20 protein-coding genes are annotated in these 24,671 nt (G+C 74.3%); 10 read left to right on the top strand and 10 right to left on the bottom strand.

Going from position 1 to position 24,671, the window contains the following annotated elements; all coding sequences use genetic code 11:
* The first annotated feature begins 62 nt into the window (after positions 1-62).
* From FHX36_RS14075 to FHX36_RS14060, 4 genes are all read left to right on the top strand, one after another.
* Positions 63-1,688: a methyl-accepting chemotaxis protein gene (locus tag FHX36_RS14075; RefSeq protein WP_110553129.1), complete on the top strand. Its 1,626-nt coding sequence runs from the start codon at positions 63-65 to the stop codon at positions 1,686-1,688.
* A gap of 150 nt (positions 1,689-1,838) precedes the next feature.
* Positions 1,839-3,461 carry a methyl-accepting chemotaxis protein gene (locus tag FHX36_RS14070; protein ID WP_110551067.1) on the top strand — a complete coding sequence of 541 codons (1,623 nt, stop codon included), beginning with the start codon at positions 1,839-1,841 and terminating at the stop codon, positions 3,459-3,461.
* Between the two features lie 174 nt (positions 3,462-3,635).
* Positions 3,636-6,452 (top strand): methyl-accepting chemotaxis protein, encoded by a 2,817-nt coding sequence (locus FHX36_RS14065; protein WP_110551066.1) that lies wholly within the window; start codon positions 3,636-3,638, stop codon positions 6,450-6,452.
* A gap of 5 nt (positions 6,453-6,457) precedes the next feature.
* Complete coding sequence (locus FHX36_RS14060; RefSeq protein ID WP_258372611.1) at positions 6,458-7,993, top strand: chemotaxis protein CheW; 1,536 nt, start codon at positions 6,458-6,460, stop codon at positions 7,991-7,993.
* 58 nt (positions 7,994-8,051) lie between these two features.
* Here the strand turns inward: FHX36_RS14060 and FHX36_RS14055 are convergent, their stop codons facing one another.
* The gene (locus FHX36_RS14055) at positions 8,052-8,591 is read right to left on the bottom strand and encodes a bacterial proteasome activator family protein (RefSeq protein ID WP_110551065.1); all 540 of its coding nucleotides are present in this window, start codon (positions 8,589-8,591) and stop codon (positions 8,052-8,054) included.
* A 97-nt stretch (positions 8,592-8,688) separates the two neighbouring features.
* Between FHX36_RS14055 and FHX36_RS14050 the strand changes: the two genes are divergently transcribed.
* Positions 8,689-9,906, top strand: a complete 1,218-nt coding sequence (locus tag FHX36_RS14050) for a cysteine desulfurase-like protein (protein ID WP_110551064.1) — start codon at positions 8,689-8,691, stop codon at positions 9,904-9,906.
* 71 nt (positions 9,907-9,977) lie between these two features.
* Here FHX36_RS14050 and FHX36_RS14045 read toward each other — a convergent pair whose 3' ends face one another.
* Entirely contained in the window at positions 9,978-10,964 is a 987-nt protein-coding gene (locus FHX36_RS14045; protein ID WP_110551063.1) for an NAD(P)H-quinone oxidoreductase, read from the bottom strand.
* A gap of 126 nt (positions 10,965-11,090) precedes the next feature.
* Complete coding sequence (locus tag FHX36_RS14040) at positions 11,091-12,689, bottom strand: 4-coumarate--CoA ligase family protein (protein ID WP_110551062.1); 1,599 nt, start codon at positions 12,687-12,689, stop codon at positions 11,091-11,093.
* A 145-nt stretch (positions 12,690-12,834) separates the two neighbouring features.
* On the opposite strand from FHX36_RS14040, the gene FHX36_RS14035 reads away from it, so the two are divergent.
* Positions 12,835-13,620: a PhzF family phenazine biosynthesis protein gene (locus FHX36_RS14035; RefSeq protein ID WP_110551061.1), complete on the top strand. Its 786-nt coding sequence runs from the start codon at positions 12,835-12,837 to the stop codon at positions 13,618-13,620.
* 9 nt (positions 13,621-13,629) lie between these two features.
* Here the strand turns inward: FHX36_RS14035 and FHX36_RS14030 are convergent, their stop codons facing one another.
* Positions 13,630-14,055, bottom strand: a complete 426-nt coding sequence (locus FHX36_RS14030) for a PaaI family thioesterase (protein WP_110551060.1) — start codon at positions 14,053-14,055, stop codon at positions 13,630-13,632.
* A 54-nt stretch (positions 14,056-14,109) separates the two neighbouring features.
* On the opposite strand from FHX36_RS14030, the gene FHX36_RS14025 reads away from it, so the two are divergent.
* On the top strand, positions 14,110-14,688 hold the full coding sequence (locus FHX36_RS14025; protein ID WP_110551059.1) for a DinB family protein: 579 nt from the start codon (positions 14,110-14,112) through the stop codon (positions 14,686-14,688).
* Between the two features lie 12 nt (positions 14,689-14,700).
* Here the strand turns inward: FHX36_RS14025 and folP are convergent, their stop codons facing one another.
* Positions 14,701-15,561, bottom strand: coding sequence for a dihydropteroate synthase (gene folP / locus FHX36_RS14020; RefSeq protein WP_110551058.1), 861 nt, complete (start codon positions 15,559-15,561; stop codon positions 14,701-14,703).
* Positions 15,562-15,587: 26 nt separating this feature from the next.
* Between folP and FHX36_RS14015 the strand changes: the two genes are divergently transcribed.
* Complete coding sequence (locus tag FHX36_RS14015) at positions 15,588-16,136, top strand: DinB family protein (RefSeq protein ID WP_110551072.1); 549 nt, start codon at positions 15,588-15,590, stop codon at positions 16,134-16,136.
* 85 nt (positions 16,137-16,221) lie between these two features.
* Here the strand turns inward: FHX36_RS14015 and FHX36_RS14010 are convergent, their stop codons facing one another.
* The 3 genes from FHX36_RS14010 to FHX36_RS14000 all read right to left on the bottom strand — a co-directional run bounded on the left by FHX36_RS14010 (position 16,222) and on the right by FHX36_RS14000 (position 18,873).
* Positions 16,222-17,175 (bottom strand): acetamidase/formamidase family protein, encoded by a 954-nt coding sequence (locus tag FHX36_RS14010; protein WP_110551057.1) that lies wholly within the window; start codon positions 17,173-17,175, stop codon positions 16,222-16,224.
* 48 nt (positions 17,176-17,223) lie between these two features.
* Positions 17,224-18,462, bottom strand: coding sequence for a serine hydrolase domain-containing protein (locus FHX36_RS14005; protein ID WP_181428656.1), 1,239 nt, complete (start codon positions 18,460-18,462; stop codon positions 17,224-17,226).
* A gap of 123 nt (positions 18,463-18,585) precedes the next feature.
* Complete coding sequence (locus tag FHX36_RS14000) at positions 18,586-18,873, bottom strand: HU family DNA-binding protein (protein ID WP_110551056.1); 288 nt, start codon at positions 18,871-18,873, stop codon at positions 18,586-18,588.
* A gap of 391 nt (positions 18,874-19,264) precedes the next feature.
* Between FHX36_RS14000 and FHX36_RS13995 the strand changes: the two genes are divergently transcribed.
* The gene (locus tag FHX36_RS13995) at positions 19,265-20,188 is read left to right on the top strand and encodes an aldo/keto reductase (RefSeq protein WP_110551070.1); all 924 of its coding nucleotides are present in this window, start codon (positions 19,265-19,267) and stop codon (positions 20,186-20,188) included.
* A 92-nt stretch (positions 20,189-20,280) separates the two neighbouring features.
* On the opposite strand, the gene FHX36_RS23025 is transcribed toward FHX36_RS13995, so the two are convergent.
* Together FHX36_RS23025 and FHX36_RS13985 are read right to left on the bottom strand one after the other, a co-directional pair.
* Positions 20,281-20,454 carry a DUF1059 domain-containing protein gene (locus FHX36_RS23025; protein ID WP_110551055.1) on the bottom strand — a complete coding sequence of 58 codons (174 nt, stop codon included), beginning with the start codon at positions 20,452-20,454 and terminating at the stop codon, positions 20,281-20,283.
* Between the two features lie 71 nt (positions 20,455-20,525).
* On the bottom strand, positions 20,526-21,620 hold the full coding sequence (locus FHX36_RS13985; protein ID WP_110551069.1) for an EAL domain-containing protein: 1,095 nt from the start codon (positions 21,618-21,620) through the stop codon (positions 20,526-20,528).
* A gap of 197 nt (positions 21,621-21,817) precedes the next feature.
* Between FHX36_RS13985 and FHX36_RS13980 the strand changes: the two genes are divergently transcribed.
* The gene (locus FHX36_RS13980; RefSeq protein ID WP_258372610.1) at positions 21,818-24,667 is read left to right on the top strand and encodes a SpoIIE family protein phosphatase; all 2,850 of its coding nucleotides are present in this window, start codon (positions 21,818-21,820) and stop codon (positions 24,665-24,667) included.
* Positions 24,668-24,671 lie beyond the last annotated feature (4 nt).

Raw genomic sequence — 24,671 nt, 5'->3', positions numbered from 1 at the left:
GTGTGCTGCCGATCACCCCTCTCGAGACGGCGCAGCGAGCGCCCGCGCAGAGAGGCACGCTCATGGACGACGCGACACCCACCACCGACGTCGGCGACGCCGCGGCGCACGACCGGGCGGCTCGGTTCGGGCTGCGCAGCCGGCTGCTGGCCGCCTTCCTGACCGTCGCCCTCGCCACGCTGGCGGTCGGCACGCTCGGCGTGACGCGGATGGGCGAGCTCAGCCACCAGGCCGAGGCGGTCTACGAGCAGGGCGCCGTCCCGCTGCGGGACATCCTCCTGCTGCGCTCCACCTACTGGGAGCTGCAGGCCGACATCTCCCGTGGCCGGAGCGTGGGCCTCACGCCGGAGCTCATCCAGTCGCTGCAGGAGCAGACGGCCGAGGACCGGGAGGCGCTCGACGGTCTGCGCGCCGGCCTGGCCGGGGCGGAGCTGTCCCCGGGCACCGCGGCGGGCTTCGCGGACTTCCAGACCGCCATCCAGCTCTACGACGACACCAGCGCCCAGATGGCCGCGATCGGCGCCTCCGGTGGCGACTCGTTCTCGTTGCTGCCGACGCTCATCCAGGCGGAGAACGACGCCGTCGACGCGCTCAACGAGGCCACCGCCGCGCAGATCGCGGTCGCCGAGAGCACGGTCCAGGACGCCCGGGACGCCTACGCCAGTGCCCGCACGCTGACCATCGCCGGCGTCGTCCTCGGGCTGCTGGTCTCCGTCGCCCTCGCCGTCCTGATGGCCCGCAGCGTCACCCGGCCGGTGGAGCGGATCCGCGAGGTGCTGGGCCAGGTCACCGCCGGCGACCTGCGGGTGCGCGCCGGGCGGACCGGTGGCGCCGAGCTCGACCAGGTCGCGGCCTCGCTGGACGAGACCCTCGACGCGCTCGGCGGGGTGCTGACCCTGGTCAACGACTCGGCCGGCCGGCTGGCCACCGCCTCGCTGCAGCTCAGCGCGGGCGCGGAGTCGATGGCGCAGAACGCCCACAACGCCGCCGGGCAGGCCGACGTGGTCGTGGCCTCGGCCGGTGAGGTGGCCTCCTCGGTGGACACGGTGGCGACGGGTTCGCAGCAGATGGAGGCGGCGATCCGGGAGATCAGCCAGAACGCCAGCGAGGCCAGCCGGGTCGCCGGCCAGGCCGTCAACGTCGCGGAGAACACCACCCGGACGGTGGGCAAGCTCGGCGAGTCCTCGGCCGAGATCGCCACGGTGGTGAAGCTGATCAACGGCATCGCCGAGCAGACGAACCTGCTGGCGCTGAACGCCACGATCGAGGCGGCTCGGGCCGGCGAGGCGGGCAAGGGCTTCGCCGTGGTGGCCAGCGAGGTCAAGGAGCTGGCCCAGGAGACCGCCCGGGCGACCGAGGACATCTCCCGCCGGGTGGAGGCCATCCAGGGCGACACGGCGGGGGCCGTCGAGGCCATCGGCCAGATCAGCTCGGTGATCGGCGAGATCAACGACTTCCAGGCGACCATCGCCGCGGCCGTGGAGGAGCAGACCGCCACGACCAACGAGATGAACCGGAACGTCGCCGAGGCGGCCGGCAGCTCGCGCAGCATCGCCACCGCCATCTCCGGCCTGGCCGCTGGCACGGCGGAGACCAACCAGCGGGTCGAGGACGCCCAGCGGTCCGCCGCCGAGCTGGCCCGGATGAGCGACGAGCTGCAGCACGCCGTCAGCCGCTTCACCGTGTAGGAGGCGGCACCGCACCACGGCGGGCCCCGGCGCAGCTGCGCCGGGGCCCGCCGTCGTGCCGGCCCCGAGGGGTTCGGGTCGATCACCGCCGCCCCCTGCCGATGACTGAGCACAGTGGGTCGCAGGGACCCGTTCCCAGGAGAGGCCCACATGGACGTCGTAGCCGGCACCGCCCCCGAGAGCAGCGGCAACCCGCTCACCAGCGTCGCCGGCCGGATCGGGCTCCGCGGCCGGCTGCTCGGCGCCATCGTGATCGTCGCGCTCACCACGCTGACGGTCGGTGCGGTCGGCATCTCGCGGATGTCGGCGCTGAGCGACCAGGCCGATGCGGTGTACACCGAGGGCGCCGTCCCCCTGGACGGGCTCCGCACGCTGCAGGCCGACTGGTGGACCCTCAGCGCCCACACCGCCCGCGCCGCGATCGCCGCCCTGCCGCCGGCCTCCATCGCGGAGGCGCAGCAGTCCGCCGCCGCGGCGGCCGCGAAGCTGACCGAGGACCAGGCCGCCGTCGCCGCCATGACGCTGTCCCCGGCCGCGGCCGAGTCCTTCGGGCAGTTCTCCGACGCCGTGGCCACCTACCTCACCGCGCTCGGGCAGCTGCAGCAGGGCGGCGGTGCCAACACCCAGGCGCTGCTGGCCACGATGAACAGCTCCGAGGCGGTCATCGAGAGCTCCATCGCCGACGCCACGGGTGCCGCCGCGGCGGCTGCCCGGGCGACCGCGGCCGAGGCGGGCGACGCCTACACCTCCGCGCGGACGCTGACGCTGGTCATCATCGTCATCGGCCTGGTCGTCTCCGTCGTCCTCGCGCTGCTGATCGTCCGCTCGGTGACCCGGCCGGTCGACCGGATCCGGGAGGTGCTGGACCAGGTCGCCGGCGGTGACCTCAGCGTGCGGGCCGGTGAGACCGGTGGCGCCGAGCTCGGCCAGGTGGCGCAGTCCCTGGACACCACCCTGGAGGCCCTGAGCGCCGTGCTCCGGCTGGTCAACGACTCGGCCGGCCGGCTGGCCGTGGCCTCCCAGGCGCTGAACACCGGCGCCGCGGGCATGGCCGAGAGCGCCCGGACGGCGACCGGGCAGGCCGACGTGGTCGTCGCCTCGGCCGGTGAGGTCGCGTCCTCGGTGGACACGGTGGCGACGGGTTCGCAGCAGATGGAGGCGGCGATCCGGGAGATCAGCCAGAACGCCAGCGAGGCCAGCCGGGTGGCGGGTCAGGCGGTGGCGGTCGCGGAGAACACCACCCGGACGGTGGGCAAGCTGGGTGACTCCTCGCAGGAGATCGCCACGGTGGTGAAGCTGATCAACGGCATCGCCGAGCAGACCAACCTGCTGGCGCTCAACGCGACCATCGAGGCGGCGCGGGCCGGTGAGGCGGGCAAGGGCTTCGCGGTGGTGGCCAGCGAGGTGAAGGAGCTGGCGCAGGAGACGGCGCGGGCGACCGAGGACATCTCCAAGCGGGTCGAGGCCATCCAGGCCGACACCGCCGGCGCGGTGGACGCGATCGGTGAGATCAGCTCGGTGATCGGGCAGATCAACGACTACCAGGCCACGATCGCCGCCGCGGTCGAGGAGCAGACCGCCACGACCAACGAGATGAACCGGAACGTCGCCGAGGCGGCCGGCAGCTCGCGCAGCATCGCCACGGCCATCGCCGGCCTGGCCGCCGGCACCCAGCAGACCAACGAGGGCGTCGCGGAGGCGCAGCGCTCGGCGGCGGACCTGGCCCGGATGAGCGACGAGCTGCAGGACGCCGTCCGGCGCTTCACCGTGTGACGACCGCACCTCGCTGAGGGGCCCCGGTGCGGTGCGCCGGGGCCTTTCTGGTCTCACCCTGCCGAATGGCGGGCCATCGGGTCCAGCGCAACCGGTTCCTGCCGATGACAGGACCGACCCGGTCGAACAGTCGGCCGTCCTCGACGTCCTGGACGTCACCACCCGGAGGCATCGATGCCCGCCGCCCCCAGCAAGCCCGCCGCCGCGCTCACCGACCAGCCGCTCGAGCACGCCAGCATCATCGCCGCGCTGGACCGCTCCCAGGCGGTCGCCGAGTTCGACCTGACCGGGCACCTGGTGACCGCGAACCAGAACTTCCTGGACGTCACCGGGTACTCCCTCGACGAGGTGCGCGGGCAGCACCACCGCCTCTTCTGCGACCCCGCCTACGCCGCGTCCGACGAGTACGCCGCCCTCTGGGCGGGGCTCGCCGACGGGGTGGTCGAGGCCGGGATCGCGGTCAAGCGGCTGGCCAAGGGCGGCCGGGAGGTGTGGCTGCGGTCGACCTACATCCCCGTCCCGGACGCCTCCGGCCGGCCGGTGAAGGTGGTCGTGCTGGCCACCGACATCACCGAGGGGAAGGTCGCCGCCCTCGAGCGGCAGAGCCAGGCCGTCGCCCTGGACCGCTCGCAGGCCGTCATCGAGTTCGCCCTCGACGGCACGATCATGACCGCCAACCGCAACTTCCTGGACGCGATGGGCTACACGCTGGCCGAGGTGCGCGGGAAGCACCACCGGATGTTCGTCGAGCCCGGTACCGCGGCCAGCGCCGAGTACGCCGACTTCTGGCAGCGGCTGGGCACCGGCCAGTTCGAGGGTGGGGTCTACAAGCGGCTGGCCAAGGGCGGCCGCGAGGTCTGGCTGCAGGCCACCTACAACCCGATCCTGGACGACGAGGGCAAGCCGCTCAAGGTCGTCAAGTTCGCCAGCGACATCACCGTCGCGCGCCTGGCCGACGCCGAGTCGCGCGGCAAGGTCGCCGCCATCGACCGGGCCCAGGCGGTGGTCGAGTTCCGGACCGACGGCACCGTGATCGGCGCGAACGCCAACTTCCTGGAGACGATGGGCTACGCCCTGCACGAGATCCAGGGCAAGCACCACCGCATCTTCTGCGAGCCAGGCGTGGCGAGCAGCCCCGAGTACGAGGAGTTCTGGGTCCGGCTGAGCAGCGGCGGCTACGAGGCGGGCGAGTTCAAGCGGGTGGCCAAGGACGGGCGCGAGGTGTGGCTGCAGGCCACCTACAACCCCATCCTCGACGACACCGGCAAGCCCCTCAAGATCGTCAAGTTCGCCAGCGACATCACCGAGGCCAAGTTCGCCGGTGCGGAGGCACGCGGCAAGGTGGCGGCGATCGAGCGCGCCCAGGCGGTGATCGAGTTCGACCTGACCGGCCGGGTGCTCACGGCCAACCAGAACTTCGTGGACACGATGGGCTGGCCGCTCGCCGAGATCCGCGGCAAGCACCACCGGATGTTCTGCGACCCCGTCTACGCCGCGTCCGACGAGTACGCCGAGTTCTGGCAGCGCCTCGGTCAGGGCCACTACGACAGCGGGGAGTTCAAGCGCCGGGACAGGGAGGGGCGCGAGGTCTGGCTGCAGGCCACCTACAACCCGATCCTGGACGAGTCCGGCCGGGTGCTGAGGGTGGTCAAGTTCGCCACCGACGTCACCCGGGCCAAGCGCGAGAACGCCGAGTTCACCGGCAAGGTCACGGCGATCGACCGGGCCCAGGCGGTGATCGAGTTCGACCTCGACGGCACGATCATCACCGCGAACCAGAACTTCCTGCAGGCGCTGGGCTACACGCTCGCCGAGGTGCAGGGCAAGCACCACCGGATCTTCTGCGACCCGGAGTACACGGCCGGCCAGGAGTACCGGGAGTTCTGGGAGAAGCTGGCCAGCGGCGACTTCCACACCGGGGAGTACCGGCGCATCCACAAGGGCGGTCAGGACGTCTGGATCCAGGCGACCTACAACCCGATCCTGGACGACGCCGGCCGGCCGTTCAAGGTGGTCAAGTTCGCCAGCGACGTCACCCGGGCCAAGCTCCGCAACGCCGAGATCGAGGCACGGGTCAACGCCGTGGACCGGGCGCAGGCGGTCATCGAGTTCGACCTCGAGGGCAACGTGCTCGCCGCCAACGACAACTTCCTGCGCACCATGGGCTACTCGCGGCGCGAGGTCATCGGCCACCACCACAGCGAGTTCTGCGACGACGACTACATCCGTTCCCCGGAGTACCGGGACTTCTGGATCAGGCTCGGCGAGGGGGAGGTGCTGGCCGGCCGGTTCCACCGCAAGGGCAAGTACGGCCGGGACGTGCACATCCAGGCCACCTACAACCCGATCCTCGACCTGACCGGCACGCCGTTCAAGGTGGTCAAGTTCGCCTACGACGTCACCGCCGAGGTGGAGCGGGAGCAGCGGATCGCGCTGGGCACCAAGGACATGACCGCGTCCGTGCGGAACCTGGCCGTCTCCATCGAGGACATCGCCCGCAGCTCCCAGACCGCCACCGGCCTGGCCGCCGAGACCCAGGACAACGCGCGCCAGGGCGTGGAGGCGCTGCGGGCCTCGCTGGAGGCCATCGCGCTGATCCAGAAGTCGTCGAACTCGATCACCCAGATCGTCCGGGTCATGGGCGAGATCGCCAACCAGACCAACCTGCTGGCGTTCAACGCCTCGATCGAGGCCGCCCGGGCCGGCGAGCACGGCGTCGGGTTCTCCATCGTCGCCGGCGAGGTGCGCAAGCTGGCCGAGCGCTCGTTCGAGGCCTCGCAGCAGATCGGCACGCTCATCGAGGAGTCGGCCGAGCGGGTCGCCCAGGGCTCGGAGGTCTCCAAGCGGGCCGAGAACGCGTTCGAGCGGATCGTCGACAGCGTCACCCGCACCAACGAGACGATCCGCGGCATCTCCGAGTCCACCCAGCTGCAGCAGGCGGCCTCCCGCGAGGTCGACGAGCTGATCTCCCAGCTCGCGTCCGGGGACTGACGGTCGTGACCACCGCGCTGGAGGAGCTGCCGCCCGTGGACGCCGACGCCGACGTCGTCTACGGCCTGCTGCGGCTGGCCGGGATGGACGTCGCCCTGCCGCTGTCGGCGCTGCGCGAGGTCGTGCCGTGCCCGGCCGAGCTGGCCGGGCTGCCCGCGACGGCGCCGGGTCTGCTCGGTGCCGTCGAGCTGCGCCGGCTGGTCCTCCCGGTGCTGGACCTGCAGGCCGTGACCGGGCGCTCGGAGGACCGGCGCGCGGACCAGGTCGTCGTAGTCGTGGCCTCGGGCAACCGGGTGCTCGGGCTGCTGGCCGACCAGGTGCAGGGCATCTGCGAGGTCCCGGCCGACAGCCTGGTGGCCGCGCACGCGGAGGGCGGCGGGCTGCTCTTCTCGCACACCTTCCGCCACCCCGCCACGGGCCGGGCGTACAGCGTGCTGGATGCCGCGGCGGTGCTGCAGCTGCCCGGCGTGCCCACCGTCACCGACGTCACCCGGGACGCCGCCGCGGTGCGGGGCGGCGTCCCGGGGCGCAGCCGGCGCACGCTGACCGTGCTCCGCTGCGGGGCCTACCGGCTGGCGATCGACGCCGAGCACGTGCACACCACCATCCCGACCCCGGAGCTCGGTGCCTCGGTGCTGACCAGCCGGCTCTGCCCCGGCACCGTCGTGTACGACGACCGGGAGGTGCCGGTCGTCGACCCGCTGGTCCTGCTCGGGCTGGGCGACCTGCCGCGCGCGGACACCGGCGCCGGCCTCGTCCTGGACCTCGGGTCGGGCTACGTGGTGCTGGCGCTCAGCGAGCTGCTGGAGCTGGCCCACGTCGACCCGGACGACGTCCTGCCAACCCCATCCTTCGCCCTCCCGCGGCCGGACCTGCTGGCCGGGATGGTGACCGTGGCGGGCGTCGGTGACTGCCTGCTGCTGGACGGGTCGACGTTGCTCACCGACCCGCAGCTGTCGGGCTTCGCGGCGGTGAACACCGCGCTGGAGACCACCCGCAGCGGTGACCCGTCCACGGTGTCGGCCGCGGCCGCGGCGGCCAGCGGGGCGCCGTCCTACCTGACGTACTCGGTCGGGCTGGACCTCGCGACGCGGCTGGAGCAGGTCAGCGAGATCCTGCCGTACCCGGAGACCCTCACCCGGACGTCGGTGCCCGGTCTGCTCGGGCTGGTCTCGCACCGGCGGGCCGTGGTGCCGGTGCTGTGCCTGTCGACCCTGCTCGGCCGCGAGCAGCGGGAGGTCGGGCCCTCGACCTGCCTGCTGCTGGTCGAGGTGGACGACGGGGTGGTCGCCTTCGCCGTCGACGCCCTGCGCAGCATCGCACCGCTCACCTGGACCGACGCCGACCAGGCGGTGCGGGGTGCGGCGGGCGATCGGGGCGCCACGCTGCGCTCGGCGCCGCTGGTGCGCGTGGGGGAGGACTCCCGGCTCCTGCCGGACCTGGACCTGCGGGCGGTGGCGCAGCGGCTGCGCCCGCCCGCCGGGGCCCCGGCCGTGGCGCTGGTGGCCGGGCAGTCGGCCCGGCCGCTGGTCGGGGCCTGACCCGGGGCACCGGCCGGGGCACGGGGCCCGGCCGGTGCCCCGGGTCAGGCCGGCGGGGTCAGAGGTACTGACCGCCGCCCGGGCGCTGCTCGTGCGCCGGGGCGCCGCCGGGGAGGGCCTTGCGGCGCATCTCCTCCAGCTGGGCCCGGGCGGCCATCTGCTGGGCGAACAGCGCGGTCTGGATGCCGTGGAAGACGCCCTCCAGCCAGCCCACCAGCTGGGCCTGGGCGATCCGCAGCTCGGCGTCCGAGGGCGTCTCCTGCTCGTTGAACGGCAGCGTGATCCGCTCGAGCTCCTCGCGCAGCTCGGGGGCCAGGCCCTGCTCGAGCTCGCGGATCGACGAGGCGTGGATGTCGCGCAGCCGGTTGCGGCTGGCGTCGTCCAGCGGCGCGGCCCGGACCTCCTCCAGCAGCTGCTTGATCATCGTGCCGATCCGCATCACCTTGGCCGGCTGCTCGACGAGGTCGCCGACACCGGCCGTGCCCGCGCCGTCGTCGTCGCCGTCCTGGGGCATCGCGAGCGCGCCGACCGGCGTCCCGTCGGGACCGACGACGAGGACCTGCTGGGCGTGCGGCTCACCGTGTCCGGGTGCAGTCATGCCCCCATCCTGCCCCGCTCCCGCGACCTGCCGCCGGGGTGCCCGGTCGCACGCTCACGCCCCGGGCTCCCGGTGGACGACTGGCTACGCTCGCCGCATGTCGTCGGGGGCGCGCCTGCTGGACGTCGCCCGCGTCCGCGGGCTGTTCCCCGGGCTGTCCGACGGGCTGCTGCACGCCGACGGCCCGGGCGGTGCCCTGATGCCGGAGAGCGTCGTCCGCGCGGTCTCCCAGGCCATGCGGGTGCCGATCGCCAACCGGGGCGGGGTCTTCGCCTCCTCCGCGCGGGCCGAGCAGCTGGTCTCCGGCGCGCGGTCCGCGGTCGCCGACCTGGTGGGCGGGGTGCCGAGCGGGGTGGTGCTGGGCCCCAGCACGACGTCGCTGACGTACGCGTTCGCGCGGGCGCTGGGCAAGCACTGGCGCCGGGGCGACGAGCTCGTGGTGAGCCGGCTGGACCACGACGCGAACGTGCGGCCGTGGCTGCAGGTCGCCGACGAGCTGGGGATGGTCGTCAAGTGGGCCGAGGTGGACATCGAGACCGGTGAGCTGCCGGACTGGCAGTACGACGAACTGCTGACCGACCGCACCCGGCTGGTGGCCGTCACCGCGGCCAGCAACGCCATCGGCACCTGCCCCGACGTCACCGCCATCGGCGAGCGCGCGCACCGGGTGGGTGCCCTGGTCTACGTCGACGCGGCGCACGCCGCCGCGCACATGCCGCTGGACGTGACCACGCTGGAGGCCGACTTCCTCGCGCTGAGCGCCTACAAGTGGGGCGGTCCGCACGTCGGCGCCGTGGTCGCGCACCCCGGGCTGCTCGAGGAGCTGCGCCCGGACAAGCTGGTGCCCGCGCCCGACCGGGTGCCCGACCGGTTCGAGCAGGGCGCCCCGCCGTTCGAGCTCTACGCCGGGGTGGCCGCCTCGGTCGACCACCTGGCGGCGCTCTGCGCCGAGGCCACCGGCACGCGGCGGGACCGGCTGGTCACCTCCATGGAGGCGGTGAGCCACTACGAGTCGCGGCTGTTCGACTGGCTGGACGACGCGCTGCGCTCGATGGCCCACGTGCAGGTCCTCGGCTCACCGCACTACCGGACGCCGACGATCTCCTTCACCGTCTCGCGGATGCGGCCGCGGCAGGTCGCCCGGGAGCTGGCCCGCCGCGGCGTCTGCGCCTGGGACGGCGACTTCTACTCCCGCGAGCTGTTCGACGCGATCGGCGCGAACGAGGACGGCGGCGCGGTGCGGCTCGGGCTGATGCACTACAACACGCCCGAGGAGGTCGGCCACCTGATCGACCACGTCTCCGCCCTGCGATGAAGAAGGACCTGATCGCCCCCCACGACTCGCCAGCTCGTCGCGGGCCCCTGCGACCAGGCCGTTCCAGCGGGTCACCTCACCAGCAGCACCTTGCCGATGTGGCCGCTGGCCTCCAGCAGGGCGTGCGCCTCGCCGGCCCGGGACATCGGCAGCCGGCGGTCGATGACCGGGCGGACCGTGCCCCGCTCGACGTCGGGCCAGACGTCGTGCCGCACCGCGGCGACGATCTCGGCCTTGCCGCCCGGTCCGGTCGCCGGGCGGGAGCGCAGCGTGGTCGCGGTGATCGAGGCCCGCTTGCGCATCAGCTTCCCGAGGTCCAGCTCGGCCTTGGTGCCGCCCTGCATGCCGATGCCGACCAGCCGTCCGCCGGTGGCCAGCACGTCGACGTTCCGGGCCAGGTACGCAGCGCCCATGATGTCCAGGACGACGTCCGCGCCGTGCCCGCCGGTGGCCTCCTTCACCACCTCGACGAAGTCCTGCTCGCGGTAGTCGACCAGGATCTCGGCGCCCAGCTCGCGGCAGAACGCCAGCTTCTCGGCGCTGCCGGCCGTGGTCGCGACCCGGGCGCCGGCGCGGACCGCGAGCTGGACGGCCATCGTGCCGATCCCGCTGCCGCCGCCGTGCACCAGGAACACCTCACCGGCGCGCAGCCCGGCGAGCATGAAGACGTTGGACCAGACGGTGCAGGTGACCTCCGGGAGTGCGGCCGCGCTGGCCAGCTCCACGCCGGCGGGGCGGGGCAGCACCTGCCCGGCCGGGACGGCGACCCGCTCGGCGTACCCGCCGCCGGACAGCAGCGCGCACACCTCGTCGCCGACCGACCAGCCGGTGACCCCCTCGCCCACCTCGCTGACCACCCCGCTGCACTCCAGGCCCAGCACCTCGCTGGCCCCCGGTGGCGGCGGGTAGTGGCCCTGGCGCTGCAGCAGGTCCGCCCGGTTCACCGCCGCGGCCACGACGTCGACCAGCACCTCGCCCGGCCCGCAGACCGGGTCGGGCACCTCGCCCCAGCCGAGGACCTCGGGACCGCCGGGCTCGCTGATCGTCACCGCACGCATGTGCTCGACCTTATGGCCCCAGGGCGACGCCCCCGACGATCATGGAGCTGGGGCGCGGACACACCGCCGGCGAGCGGCGTGTCGGCGCGCTGAGCCCATGATCGTCGCGAGGGGCGGCCCTGCCCGTCAGGCGCGGTTCTTGAGGTCCTTGCGCAGGATCTTGCCGGCCATCGACTTGGGCACGGCGTCGATGAACTCGACCAGCCGGATCTTCTTGTGCGGGGCCAGGTGCTCGGCGGCGTAGGCCTGCACGGCCTCGGCGGTGATCTCCGAGCCGGGCGCCCGGACGACGAAGGCCTTGGGCAGCTCCTCGCCGCTCTCCTTGTCCAGCACGCCGATGACCGCGGCGTCGGCGATCTCCGGGTTGCCCAGCAGCACGGCCTCCAGCTCGGCCGGGGCCACCTGGTAGCCCTTGTACTTGATCAGCTCCTTGACCCGGTCGACGACGGTGTAGCGGCCCTCGTCGTCGACGACCGCCACGTCGCCGGTGTGCAGCCAGCCTTCGTCGTCCAGGGTCTCGGCGGTGGCCTGCGGGTTGTTCAGGTAGCCCTTCATCACCTGCGGCCCGCGCACCCACAGCTCGCCGCGCTCGCCCGGGGCGGCGTCCTCACCGGTGGCCGGGTCGATGAGCCGGCACTCGGTGTTGGGCAGCGCGAACCCGACCGTGCCCTTGGGGGTCGGGCCGGCGCCGGCCGGCTCCAGGCCGACCTCGGGGGTGGTGTGCGAGACCGGTGACAGCTCGGTCATCCCGTAGCCCTGGCCCACCGAGGTGCCCTCGGCCGCGCCCTTGCGCAGCCGGTCCTGCGCGAGCTGGGCCAGCGACTCGTCGAGCGGGGCCGCCCCGGAGGTGACGCTGCGCAGCGAGGAGAGGTCGAAGGAGTCGACCAGCGGGTGCTTGGCCAGCGCGAGCACGATCGGCGGCGCCACGAAGGCCCGGGTGATCTTGTGCTCCTGGATGACCCGGAGGAACTGCTCGAGGTCGAACCGGGGGAGCGTGACGACGGCGCCGCCCCACTGCAGGCCCTGGTTCATCAGCACGGTCAGCCCGTAGATGTGGAAGAACGGCAGGACGGCGATGATCCGCTCGTTGCCCTCGTCGACACCGGCCAGCGGGCGGGACTGGCTGACGTTGGCCACCAGGTTGCGGTGGGTGAGCATGACGCCCTTGGGCAGCCCGGTGGTGCCGCTGGAGTAGGGCAGCGTGATCAGGTCGGTGGCCGGGTCGATGTCCACCTGGACGGCGGGCGCGTCGGCGGTGAGCAGGTCGCGCAGCGAGGCGTGGCCCTCGGCGCCGTCCATCACGATGACCTCGTCGACCGGCGCCTTCTCCACCGCGGCCAGTGCCCGGTCGAGGAACGGCGAGACGGTGACCAGCACCTTGGCCCCGGAGTCCTTCAGCTGGAAGGCGATCTCCTCGGGTGTGTAGAGGGCGTTCACCGGGCTGATGACGCAGCCGGCGGCGGCGATGCCGTGGAAGACGACCGGGTACCAGATCGTGTTCGGGCTGAAGACGGCGACGACGTCGCCCTTGCGCAGACCGCGGGCGTGCAGCGCGGCGGCGAGGCGCTCGACGTAGAAGGCCAGCTCGCCGTGGGTGATGGTCTCGCCGGAGAGGCCGTCGACCAGGGCGGGGCGATCGGCCCGCTCGGCGGCGCCGGCCAGCACGAACTGCGGGACCGACAGCTCCGGGATCTCGACATCGGGATAGCGGCTGGACAGCGCCACGGGGTCCTCCTCGACTCAGGTGCGGTGACGCCAGTCTCACACCAGGCGTGGCGCGCGACACACCCGGGTTACCAGCGAGTAGGTCCGAAAAGCGGACCGTGACCTGCGCGTTCCCGGCCGCGCGGCAGACCCCTACGCTGCGCCGGTGCAGGTCCCGGTCCTCCAGCTCGACGCCTTCGCCACGAGCCGTTTCGCGGGCAACCCGGCCGCCGTGGTGGTGCTCCCCGCGTTCCCCGACGACGCGGTGCTGCAGGCCGTCGCCGCGGCGAACGCGCTGCCCGAGACGGCGTTCGTCGTCCCCTCAGGCGACCGGTACCGGCTGCGCTGGTTCACGCCCACGGTGGAGGTGCCGCTGTGCGGGCACGCCACGCTGGCCGCCGGCGCCGTCGTCTGCGAACGGCTGGAGCCCGGACGGCGACGCGTCGTCTTCGACACCGCCAGCGGACCGTTGACCGTCGACCGGGAGGGCGCCGGGTACCGGATCGACCTGCCGGTCCGCACGGTCCGACCCGTGCCGCTGCAGCCGGCGCTGGCTGCCGCACTCGGCGTCACCCCGCTGGAGACCTTCGTCGACGGCGGCAACCACCTCGCCCTGCTGCCCAGGGCCGCCGACGTCCGGGCCCTGGCGCCGGACCTCGCCGCCATCGCCCGCCTCGACCGGACCGGGGTGGTGGTCACCGCCGCCGGCGACGGGGAGCACGACTTCGTCAGCCGGTACTTCGCCCCGGCGAAGGGCATCCCCGAGGACCCGGTGACCGGGGGAGCGCACTGCGCCCTGGTGCCGTTCTGGGCTGCCCGGACCGGGCGGGACACCTTCCTCGCGCACCAGGCGTCACCGCGCGGCGGTGAGCTGACCTGCCGGCTCGTCGGGGACCGGGTGCACCTGCACGGTGCGTGCGTGCTCCGCCGCGAGGGCTCGATCGAGCTGTGAGGACCGCGGTCAGCGCGGCCAGAGCACCGACTGGGTGCAGCGGAACAGCGCGATCGTCCGCCCGGTCGCCGCGTTCGTGACCACGGCGTCCCAGACCTGCGTCGTCCGCCCGGCGTGCACGTTGGTGGCGACGGCGTCGATGCGGCCCTCCCGCGCGGTGCCCAGGTGGTTGCTCTTGAGCTCGATGGTGGTGAACCCGCTGGCGCCCTCGGGCAGCAGCGCCCGGGTGGGCAGGCCGCAGCTGGTGTCGGCCAGCGTCACCACCGTGCCGGCGTGCAGGTAGCCGTTGGGGGCGAGCAGGTCGGGGCGGACGTCGAGGTGGCTGGTCAGCCGGCCCGGCTCGTGGCTGTCGACGACGATGCCGAGCAGCCCCGGCAGCGTGCCCGGCAGCATCGCGTTGAGCTCGTCGGCGGTGAGGAACCCGGTGTCGGCCATGCCGGGAAAGCTATCCAGTGCCCGTCCCGCCGCCGGACGCGGCATGCTCCCCGCGTGGACCAGCACAAGGACGACCTGCTCGGCTACCTGCAGCGGGCGCGCGAGGCGGTGGTCTGGAAGCTGGAGGGCGCCTCGGAGCTCGACGTCCGCCGGCCGCTGACCCCCACCGGCACCAACCTGCTCGGCCTGGTGAAGCACCTCGCCGCGGTCGACTCCGGGTACCTGGGCGAGGTCTTCGGCCGGCCGTTCCCGGAGCCGATGCCGTGGGCCGAGCTGGACGCCGAGCCCGACTCGGACATGTGGGCCACCGCCGAGGAGTCCCGGGACGAGCTGGTCGCCCTCTACCGGCGGGTGTGGGCGCACGGCGACGCGACGGTCGCCGCCCTCGAACTGGACGCGACCGGCCTGGGGCCGTGGTGGCCGGAGGAGCGGCGACGCCCGACGCTGTTCCGGGTGCTGGTGCACCTGACCGCGGAGACCCACCGGCACGCCGGGCACGCCGACATCGTCCGCGAGCTGGTCGACGGCGCGGTGGGTGCCCGGGAGGGGATGTCCAACATGGGCTCCGAGGACCCCGCCCAGTGGGCCGCCCACCGCGCCCGGGTGCAGGCCGCCGCGGAGGCAGCCAGCTGAGCGGCCCCTCTACTAGGCCAGGCCGCGGGTGGTGCGGGTCGGCTGCCGGTCGCCGCGGATCGAGGCCACCATGTCCAGCGTCTGCCGGGTCGCCGCGACGTCGTGCACCCGGAACACCCGGGCCCCGAGCCAGGCGCTGACCGCGGTCGCCGCGAGGGTGCCGGTCAGCCGGTCCTCGACCGGCACGTCGAGGGTCTCCCCGACGAAGTCCTTGTTCGACAGCGCCACCAGCACCGGCCAGCCGGTGGCCACCAGCTCGTCGAGGCGGCGGGTGGCCTCGAGCGAGTGCCGGGTGTTCTTGCCGAAGTCGTGCCCGGGGTCGACCAGCACGCGCTCCCGGTCCACGCCGGCCTGCACGGCGGCCTCCGCCAGCGCCGTCGTCCGCCGCACGATGTCGGCCACCACGTCGTCGTAGCTGACCCGGTGCGGGCGGGTGCGCGGCGGGAGCCCGCCGGCGTGCGTGCACACGATCCCCGCACCGGCCCCGGCGGCGACGGCCGCCAGCTCCGGGTCGACGCCACCCCAGGCGTCGTTGACGACGTCCGCCCCGGCCGCCAGCGCCTCCCGCGCGACCTCCGACCGGTAGGTGTCGATGGAGATCGGCAGCAGCGGGTGGGCGGCCCGGATCGCCGCGACCAGGTCGACCGTCCGGCGGACCTCTTCCGTCGCGGAGACCTCGGCCCCCGGGGCCGCCTTCACCCCGCCGACGTCGACCATGTCCGCGCCCTCGGCCACCACCTGCTCGACCCGGGCCAGCGCGGCGTCGAGCTGGTAGGTCGACCCGCGGTCGTAGAAGGAGTCCGGCGTCCGGTTGACGATCGCCATGACGGCCAGCCCGCCGTCCGGCACGTCGAGGGCCCCTAGTCGCAGCACTGGACCAGCCAAGCATGCTGGGGCGCATGCCCGAGTTCCCGCCCGCCCCCGAGCGCACCGACCCGCCCTACCGAGACGGCGAGCGCGCCGCCGTGGAGGCGTGGCTGGAGTTCCACCGGGCCACCCTGCTGGTCAAGTGCGCCGGGCTGACGCCCGAGCAGCTCGGCGAGCGGTCGGTCCCGCCGTCGTCGCTCAGCCTGCGCGGCCTGCTGCGGCACATGACGGAGGTCGAGCGCAGCTGGTTCCGCCGGGTGCTCGCCGGGCAGCAGACCGCCCCGCTCTACTACGGCCCGGACGACGAGGACGGCGACTTCGACGCGATCGGCCGCGACACCGACCACCCCGACACCGAGACCGCCGTAACCCGCGAGCTGGCGGCCTTCACCGCCGAGTGCGACTCCAGCCGCGCGCTGGCCGCCGAGCACGACTCGCTGGACGACGTCGGCGCCGGGCTGCGGCACGGCCAGCAGGTGTCCCTGCGGTGGATCTACCTGCACATGATCGAGGAGTACGCCCGGCACAACGGCCATGCCGACCTGCTCCGCGAGCGCATCGACGGCGCCACCGGCGACTGAAGAAGGACCCCGTCGCCCCCCACCGCTCGCGAGCTCGCGGCGGGCCCCTGCGACGGGGCCGTACCCGCTGAGGCCCCGGAGGGCCTCAGCGGAGTGCGCCCCAGGGGAGGACGGCGTGCACGCCGACCACCTGGTTGACCACCTGGGTGACCCGCAGGTCGACCACCACGCTGGCCAGCGCGAGGGCGTCGGACCGGCCGATGCCGTGCAGCGCGGCCATCACGTCGAGCATCGCGTCCAGGGCGATCGCCATCGCCTCGTCCAGGTCGTCGGCGACGCCCATGGTCACCCAGCCGGCCGGGGTCCGGGCGACCGGCGTGGTCAGCGGGGCGCCGAACAGGTCGGGCAGCACGTCCAGGGTCAGGTCGACGCGGTCCATCGGGCACTCGATGGCGGTGCCGCTCACCTCGCCGTCACCCTGCGCGGCGTGCCCGTCGCCGACCGACAGGAGCCCGCCGGGCACGGTCACCGGTAGGTAGAGCGTCGCGCCGGCCACCAGCTCGCGGCAGTCGATGTTCCCGCCGTGCCAGTACGGCGGGATGGTGGAGTGCTCGCCCGGCTCGGCCGGCGGCACGCCCATCACGCCGAGGAACGGGCGCAGGGCCACCGAGTGCCCGGCCTGGTTGCGGCCGGTCCCGGCGACCGCGTCCAGCTCCCAGCGGTGGACGACGGGGTCCGCGGTGACGCCCAGCCGCTCGTTCAGCGCGGTCGAGCGCAGCCCGCAGTACGTCGTCCCGAAGGCCCCGGGGACGACGTCGTCGATCCGCACGCTGAGCACCTGACCGGGCTGCGCCCCGGCGACGGCGACCGGCCCGGTGAGCGCGTGCCCGTACGCGGGGTCGTGCGCCGGGTGCCGCGGCCGGGCGGCGAGGTCGGCCGCGTCGTTGCCGCCGGTGTAGGGCCCGGTCGACCAGCCGGAGTCCAGGGTGCCGATGCGCACCGTCGTCCCCGGCTCGACCGTCAGCGCCGGGGGCAGCGACGGGTCCCAGTGCCCGTGCAGGGTGCGCTCGTCGGGCAGCAGGACGTGGCTCGGTTCCATGCCCCCATCTTCACTTTCCGCGCGGGAGGTGAAGGGCGGGGCCCTTCCTCAGATCAGCGCCTGCTGCACCAGGGGGCGGAGGAAGGTGCGCATCGGCAGGCTGCTCGAGGGCAGCAGCTGCGTGTAGAAGCTGACCGTGAGGTCTTCGACCGGGTCGACGTAGAACTCGGTGGACGCCGCGCCGCCCCAGTTGAACGTGCCGGGGCTCGCCACCCCGCCGTACCGCACCGGGTCGAGCACCATCGAGAAGCCGAGCCCGAAGCCCACGCCGCGCAGCGGGGTCTCGGCGTAGAGCGGGCGGCCGAACGTCTCCAGGTCGGCGTTCCCGGGCAGGTGGTTGCGCACCATGTGCGCCAGCGTGCGCGAACCGAGGACCCGCTCGCCGGACGGTGCCACCCCGCCGGCCCGCAGCATCTCGACGAACCGCAGGTAGTCACCGGCCGTGGACACCAGCCCGCCGCCGCCGGACAGGAACGCGGGGGTGCGCTTCGCGGCGTCCGCGAACGGCGCGGGCATCGGGACGACGCCGGGGCCGTACAGCTGCGCCAGCGACGCCGGGTCGTCGTCCGGGCGCAGGCCGAACGACGTCTCGGTCATGCCCAGCGGCCCGAACACCCGCTCGGCGAACACCTCGTCCAGCGGCTTGCCCGCGACCACCTCGACCAGCCGGCCCAGCACGTCGGTGGAGACGCCGTAGTTCCACTCGCTGCCCGGCTGGAAGAGCAGCGGCATCTCGGCCCACTGGCGGGTGACCTCGGCGGAGTCGGCGCCGGGCGGGGTGCCCCACTCGTGGCCGCGCAGCCGGTAGAGCGCGTCGACCGGGTGGGCGTGGTGGAAGCCGTAGGTGAGCCCGGAGGTGTGCGAGAGCAGGTGGTGCACCCGGATCGGCTCCATCAGCGGCACGGTCACCGGCTTCTGGGCCGGCCCGGCGGCGTAGACCCGGGTCTCGGCGAACTCCGGCAGCCAGCGGCTGATCGGGTCGCGCAGCTCGAAGGCGCCCTCCTCGTACAGCGACATCGCCGCCACCGAGGTCACCGGCTTGGTCATCGAGTAGACCCGCCAGCGGGTGTCGTCGGTGACCGGCAGCCCGGCCTCGACGTCGCGGTGCCCGTACCGGCCGACGTGCACGAGCCGCCCGTGCCGGGCCACCGTCACCAGGAAGCCGGGCAGCTGCCCCTCGTCGACCCAGCGGGCCAGCCGCCGGTCGACCCGCTGCAGCCGGGCGGCGTCCAGGCCGACCTCGGCGGGGTCGGTGGTGATCTCCAGGTCGGTCTGCACCGCGGTCATCGGACTCCGCTCGCCGGTGGACCGCTCCCCGATGAGCGACGCCCCCGCCGGGCATCCTGGCACGGGGTGCCGGGAGCCCGACGGGGGCGTCGGGTGGTGCGTGAGGCGGTCGGCCTCGGTCGGCTACTTGACCGGGACGGCGGCAGCGGCCTTCTTGAGGTTGGAGCCGGCGGTCACCTTGGCGGTGTGCGCCGCGGCGATCTCGATCGACTCACCGGTCTGCGGGTTGCGGCCGGTGCGGGCGGAGCGCTGCGAGCGCTCGACGGTCAGCAGGCCGGGGACGGCGACCTTCTCGCCCCGGGTGATCGCCTCGACGAGCTCCTCCTGGAGCCCGTTGATGACGGAGTCGACGGTCGAGGCGGGGACCTCGGCGCGCTTGGCGATGGCGGAGACGAGTTCTGCCTTGTTCATCGTGTTCCTCTCGCTGTTGTCTCAGCGGCCCGCCCCCGTTCGGGGCGGACGCAGTCTGCGTCGCGTCCGGTCGGACCGGACGCGTCCCCCGGCCGTCCAGGCGGACTCCGGGGCCCTCCACCGTGCCTCCCCGCCGTGCACCAGGTGCGCAGCGGGGGTCCGGCGGGCGGATCTGGCCGACCACGTCGTCGACCAGCAACGGCGGGCACGTTGCCATGCCGAGATCGTTCCTGGCCAGCCGTGACCCCGGATTTCCGGGGTTTTCCTGCTCGTAGGTCACAACCGTCACGTATTCCGGGGCGTTCGGCCACCTCACGGCCCTCCTGCAGGGGCCCACCGCGAGCTCGCGAGCGGTGGGGGGCAGGAGGGTCCTTCATCTAGCGTGGCGGTCATGCCACAGCTCCCCGGGACCGACCTCACCGTCAGCGACCTCTGCCTGGGCGGGAACGTGTTCGGGTGGACGGCCGACGAGCCGACGTCCTTCGCGCTGCTCGACCGCTTCCACGACGCCGTCCCCAGCACCCAGCGGCCCTTCGTCGACACCGCCGAGATGTACGGCAACGGCGTCTCCGAGACGATCCTGGGCAACTGGATGGCCGAGCGCGGGCTGCGCGACCGGATCGTCGTGGCCACCAAGGCCAGCCCGGGGGAGAAGGAGCACCCGCTGTCGGCGCCGGAGATCCGGGCCGCGGCGGAGCGCTCGCTGCGCAACCTGCAGACCGACGTCATCGACCTCTACTACGCGCACTACGACGACGAGACGACGCCGCTGGAGGAGACGCTCACCGCCTTCGACGAGCTGGTGACCTCGGGCAAGGTGCGCCACGTCGCTGCGTCCAACTACTCGGCCAAGCGGCTCACGGAGGCGCTGGAGACCTCGGAGCGGCTGGGCATCGCCAGCTACGTGGCGCTGCAGCCGCACTACAACCTGATGGAGCGCCCGGCCTACGAGGCCGAGCTGCGCGACGTCGTCGCCGAGCACGGCCTGGGCTCGATGCCCTACTTCGGGCTCGCCCGCGGCTTCCTCACCGGCAAGTACCGGGCCGGCGAGACCATCGACTCGCCGCGCGCCAAGGGCGCTTCGCAGTACGTGGGGGAGAAGGGCGACCGGGTGCTCGCCGCGCTGCAGGAGGTCGCCGAGGCCCACGCCGTCACCGGTGCCGCGGTGGCGCTGCGCTGGCTGGCCGACCAGCCGACCGTGACCGCACCGATCGCCAGCGGCCGCTCGGTCGAGCAGCTCGCCGACCTGCTGCCGATGCTGGACCTGGTGCTCACCGACGACGAGCGCCAGCGGCTCACCGACGCCAGCGCCTGAGCAAGGACCCCCTCCTCCCCACCCCTCGCACGCTCGGGGCGGTGCCCTGGAGGGGGCCATCGGCTGGGCACGCGCGGGGAGCCCTTGCGGCGCTAGACCAGGACGATCGAGGCCCGGACCTGGTCGACCAGCTCGGGCGGGACCGTGCCCAGCCCGTGGTCGGCCGCGGCGTGCGCCGCGACCTGGGCGAGGACGGCGTCGTCGTCCGGGCCGGTGAACGTGGTGGTGCAGCCGGGGACGACGTCCCCGCAGGCGAAGGTCTTCACGCGGGCTCCATTGCTCGGTCGGTGGTGCGGGCGGGTGGTGCACCGGGGCGCGGGTCAGGGCGCCCCGGGGGTCAGGTGCCGGCCGCTGCCGCCGACGCGAGGTCCTCGATGCGGAGCAGGCCGAGGACGGCGCCGGTGCGGTCGGTGCAGAGCACGGGGTCGAAGCGGTGCACGGGCGGGCGGGTCAGCGCCCGCTGCAGGGTCTCGGTGACGCCGGCCGACGGCGGGACCCGCAGGGTCACCGGAGCCCGGTAGGGGGCGCCGGTGCGGAGGTCGGCGAGCACCAGCTCGACCGGCACCTCGGCGGGGTCGAGGACGACGTAGGGCGGCGGGCCGTCGTCGCCGTCGAAGGCCTCGCGCTGCCGGATGGGGCGGAGCAGGCTGGCCACGCTCTCCGACAGCTGGGCGCGGGCGACCTGGGTGCGCACCAGCTGGGTGACCTCGGGGGTCAGCGGGGCGAAGTGCGGTGACGGACGGCCGAACAGCCAGCCCTGGGCGAGCGGGACGCCGAGCCGGGCGAACGCGGCCAGCTCGCCCGGGGTCTCGATGCCCTCGGCGAGCAGCCAGGCGTCGATCCGGCTGGTGAAGGTGCCGACCATCTCGGCCAGCGCGAGCTTCACCGGGTCGGTGTCGGCGCCGGCGACCAGCGCCCGGTCGAGCTTGACCAGCTGCGGGCGCACCTCGGCGAGCTGCTGCAGCCCGGCGTACCCGGAGCCGGCGTCGTCGATGGCGATCAGGGCACCGCGGCCGCGCAGCGCGGCGGTCTGCGCGCGCAGCGCCGCCAGGTCCGGTGCGGGCATGTGCTCGGTGAGCTCGACGACGACCCGGCGCAGCGTCGCCGGGGCGGCGAGGGCGGCGGCGACCGGGGCGCTGCCCAGCAGGTGCGGGCTGACGTTGACGGTCAGGAAGGTGTTCGGCGGCAGGTCGGGCAGCGCGGCCAGCGCCTTGCGCAGCGCCAGGGCCTCCAGCTCGGCGCCCAGGCCGGCCTCGTGGGCGGCGGCGAACCAGACCTCGGGGGAGGCGGTGCCGGGGAACCGGGCCAGCGCCTCGTAGCCGGCGACCGCGGCCGAGGCCAGGTCGACGATCGGCTGGAAGACGACCGTCAGGTCGTCCTCGCCGGCCAGCAGCGGGCGGCAGTCCCAGCGGTCGGGGAGGGTCGACGTCACCTCCTCCTGATCGGTCGCGACCGGCCCGGGCTTGAGCACCCCACCCCGAGGGGGGACACCCGTGGGCCCCGGGCTGCCGGTTCACGGGCCCGGGACGTGCCAGCATGGTGCGTCCGCTGACGGCGGGCCCCGGCTGCAGGCGGCCGGTTCGGGGTCCGGTGCGCACCGGGCCAGGGCCAGGGGGAGGTCGGTCGGCTGTGTCCACGCACGCCACGGGTGCCGCCCCCGACCCGCTCACCGACCCGCACCGGGTGACCGCGGCGCGCCGCCTCCTCGACGAGGTCGGCGGCCACGCGGCCTTCGACCGGCTCTCCGCCCTGGCGGCCCGGCTGGTCGGCGCCGGCCACGCGAAGGTCACCATGTTCACCGACCACGACGTCGTCGTGGGCGGGCACGGTCTGCCGGCGGGCACCGTCGGCGGCCCCGCGCTGCTCACCGGCGCGCTCTCCGCGCTCACCGTGCGCCTGGGCGGCCCGCTCAACGTCCCCGACGCCGGCCTGGACGAGCGTCTGGTCGACCTGCCCGCCGTCACGTCGGGCCAGGTCCGGGCCTACCTGGGTGCGCCGCTGGTGGCCGCCTCCGGGCACGTCGTCGGGGTGCTCGCCGTCTACGACGCCCGGCCGCGGGACTGGTCGGACGACGCCGCCGAGCTGCTGGAGCAGCTGTCCGCCTCGGTCGTCGCCGAGCTCGAGCTGTCGGCGGCGCGGTCGGCGGTCGGGGCCTCGCTGGCCCGGCTGGACATCGCGCTGGAGGCCAGCGACATCGGCACGTGGGAGCGGGACCTGCGCACCGGGACCGTCTACTGGGACGAGCGCAACGCGGCCATCTTCGGCGTGGAGGGCCCGGTCGAGCACGCCGGCGACGACATCGAGCTGATGGCCCAGATCCACCCCGACGACCACGCGACCGTCGCCGCGGCGATGCGCGCAGCCGTCGAGGGCACCGGCGAGTTCGTCACCGAGATGCGGGTGCTGCGGGCCGACGGCGAGGTGCGCTGGGCGGTCTCCCGCGGCCGGGTGGTGCGCGACCCGGCGGGTGAGCCGGTCCGGTTCCTCGGCACGACGGTCGACGTCACCGACGCCCGGCACGCCGCCGACCGGCGGTTGGCCTCGCTGCAGCGCACCACGGCGATCGCGGAGGTCGCCGCCGCGCTGTCCGCTGCCACCCGGATCGACCAGCTCGCCCACATCACGCTCCGCGGCGCCGAGGTGCTCGGGGCCTCGACCGGCGCGCTGGCCGTCTTCGACCCCGGTTCGGGCGCCCTGCAGCTGCACATGGGCCGCCGCTTGATGGACGTCGTCCAGGTGGCCGCGGCCGAGGCGGGCGTCGACGCGCCACCGCCCGACGGCCTGGAGATCCCGCTGGACGACCAGCTCCCGACGCAGTGGGTGGCCCGGCACGGCGAGCGGGTGCTGCTGGGCGACCCCGTGGAGGCGGCCGCCCGCTTCCCCGCGATGGCCGAGCTGACCCGGGTGCTCGAGGCGCACGCGCTGGCCGCCCTGCCGCTGCGCGTCGAGGGCCGCCTGCTCGGCTCCTTCGTCGCGGTGTGGAGCACCGAGCACCGGTTCGACGACGACGACGTCGAGGTGCTGGAGGCGCTCACCGCGCAGATCGCGCTGAGCGTGTCCCGGCTGCAGGCCGACGCGGCGCGCGACGCCGCGGTCGCCGAGATGGCTGCCGCCAACGCCCGGCTCGAGCTGCTCGCGGAGACGGGCCGGGTGCTGTCCGGGTCGCTGGACATCACCGAGCAGATCGGTGCGCTGACGCAGCTCGTCGTCCCGGCGCTGGGCGACTGGTGCTGGGTCGTGGTGGCCGACGAGCGCGGCCGGCTGCGGCAGCTGGCGTCCGCGCACCGCGACCCGGCGCGCGAGGGGCAGCTGGACGACTACGTCCGCGCCATGACCGCCGGCATGACCGAGCACGCCGCAGCCCGGGTGGTCACCCGCACCGGGCGGCCGCTGGTGCTCCCCGAGGTGGACGCCGGGTACGTCGAGCGCGCGCTGCCCGACCCGGACGCCCGCGCCGCGCTGGCCCGGCTGGACCCGCGCTCGGGCATCGTCGTCCCGCTGGTCGCCCGCGGGCAGACGCTGGGCGCGCTGGGCCTGTACACGACCGGCGACCGCGGCCGGCACACCGAGGTGGAGCTGGACACCGCCCTCGAGCTGGGCCGGCGGGCCGGGGTGGCGCTGCAGCAGGCCCGGCTGTTCGGGCAGCAGCGCCAGCTCGCGGAGACGCTGCAGCGCAGCATGCTCACCGCCCCGCCGGCGCCGGACCACTGCGAGATCGCCGTCCGCTACGTCCCGGCGGCGGCCGGCGCGGAGGTCGGCGGCGACTGGTACGACGCGTTCGTCCAGCCCGACGGCGCCACGATGCTGGTGATCGGCGACGTCGTGGGGCACGACAGCGGTGCTGCCGCGGCGATGGGCCAGCTGCGCGGGCTGCTGCGCGGCATCGGGCACCACACCGGCGGCACGCCCGCGGAGGTGCTCTGCGGGCTGGACCGGGCCAGCGCCGGCCTGGACCTGGACACCATGGCCACCGCGCTGGTGGCGCGCCTGGAGCAGGACGAGCCGGGGCTGGCCCTCGCCGAGGCACGGGTGCGCTGGTCGAGCGCTGGTCACCCCCCGCCGGTGCTGATCGACGGCCACGGCCGGGTCACCCTGCTCGACTGCGGTGAGCCGGACCTGCTGCTGGGCGTGGAGCCCGACCGCCCGCGCACCGACCGGGTGGCCACCATCGAGCGGGGCGGCACGCTGCTGCTCTACACCGACGGCCTGGTCGAGCGGCGCGACCGCGACCTGGACGCCGGGATCTCCGAGCTGTGCCGGGTGCTCGCCGGGCTCACCGACCTGCCCCTGCAGCAGCTCTGCGACCGCCTGCTCGAGCTGATGTACCTGCCCGACACCGAGGACGACGTCGCACTGCTGGCCGTGCGGCTGCACCCGCAGGACCTGCCCCGCCCCGCCGAGGCCGGGCCGCAGCGGGTCCCGCCGGGCATCGAGCCGGCTCCCGACGTCGTGCCCGGGGCCGGGCGCGACCTGGCCTGACGCC

The sequence above is a fragment of the Modestobacter versicolor genome (genome assembly GCF_014195485.1).
GTDB classification, from domain to species: domain Bacteria; phylum Actinomycetota; class Actinomycetes; order Mycobacteriales; family Geodermatophilaceae; genus Modestobacter; species Modestobacter versicolor.
Note: the sequence above shows the minus strand (reverse complement) of the source record. Positions and strands in the feature narration are given on the sequence as shown.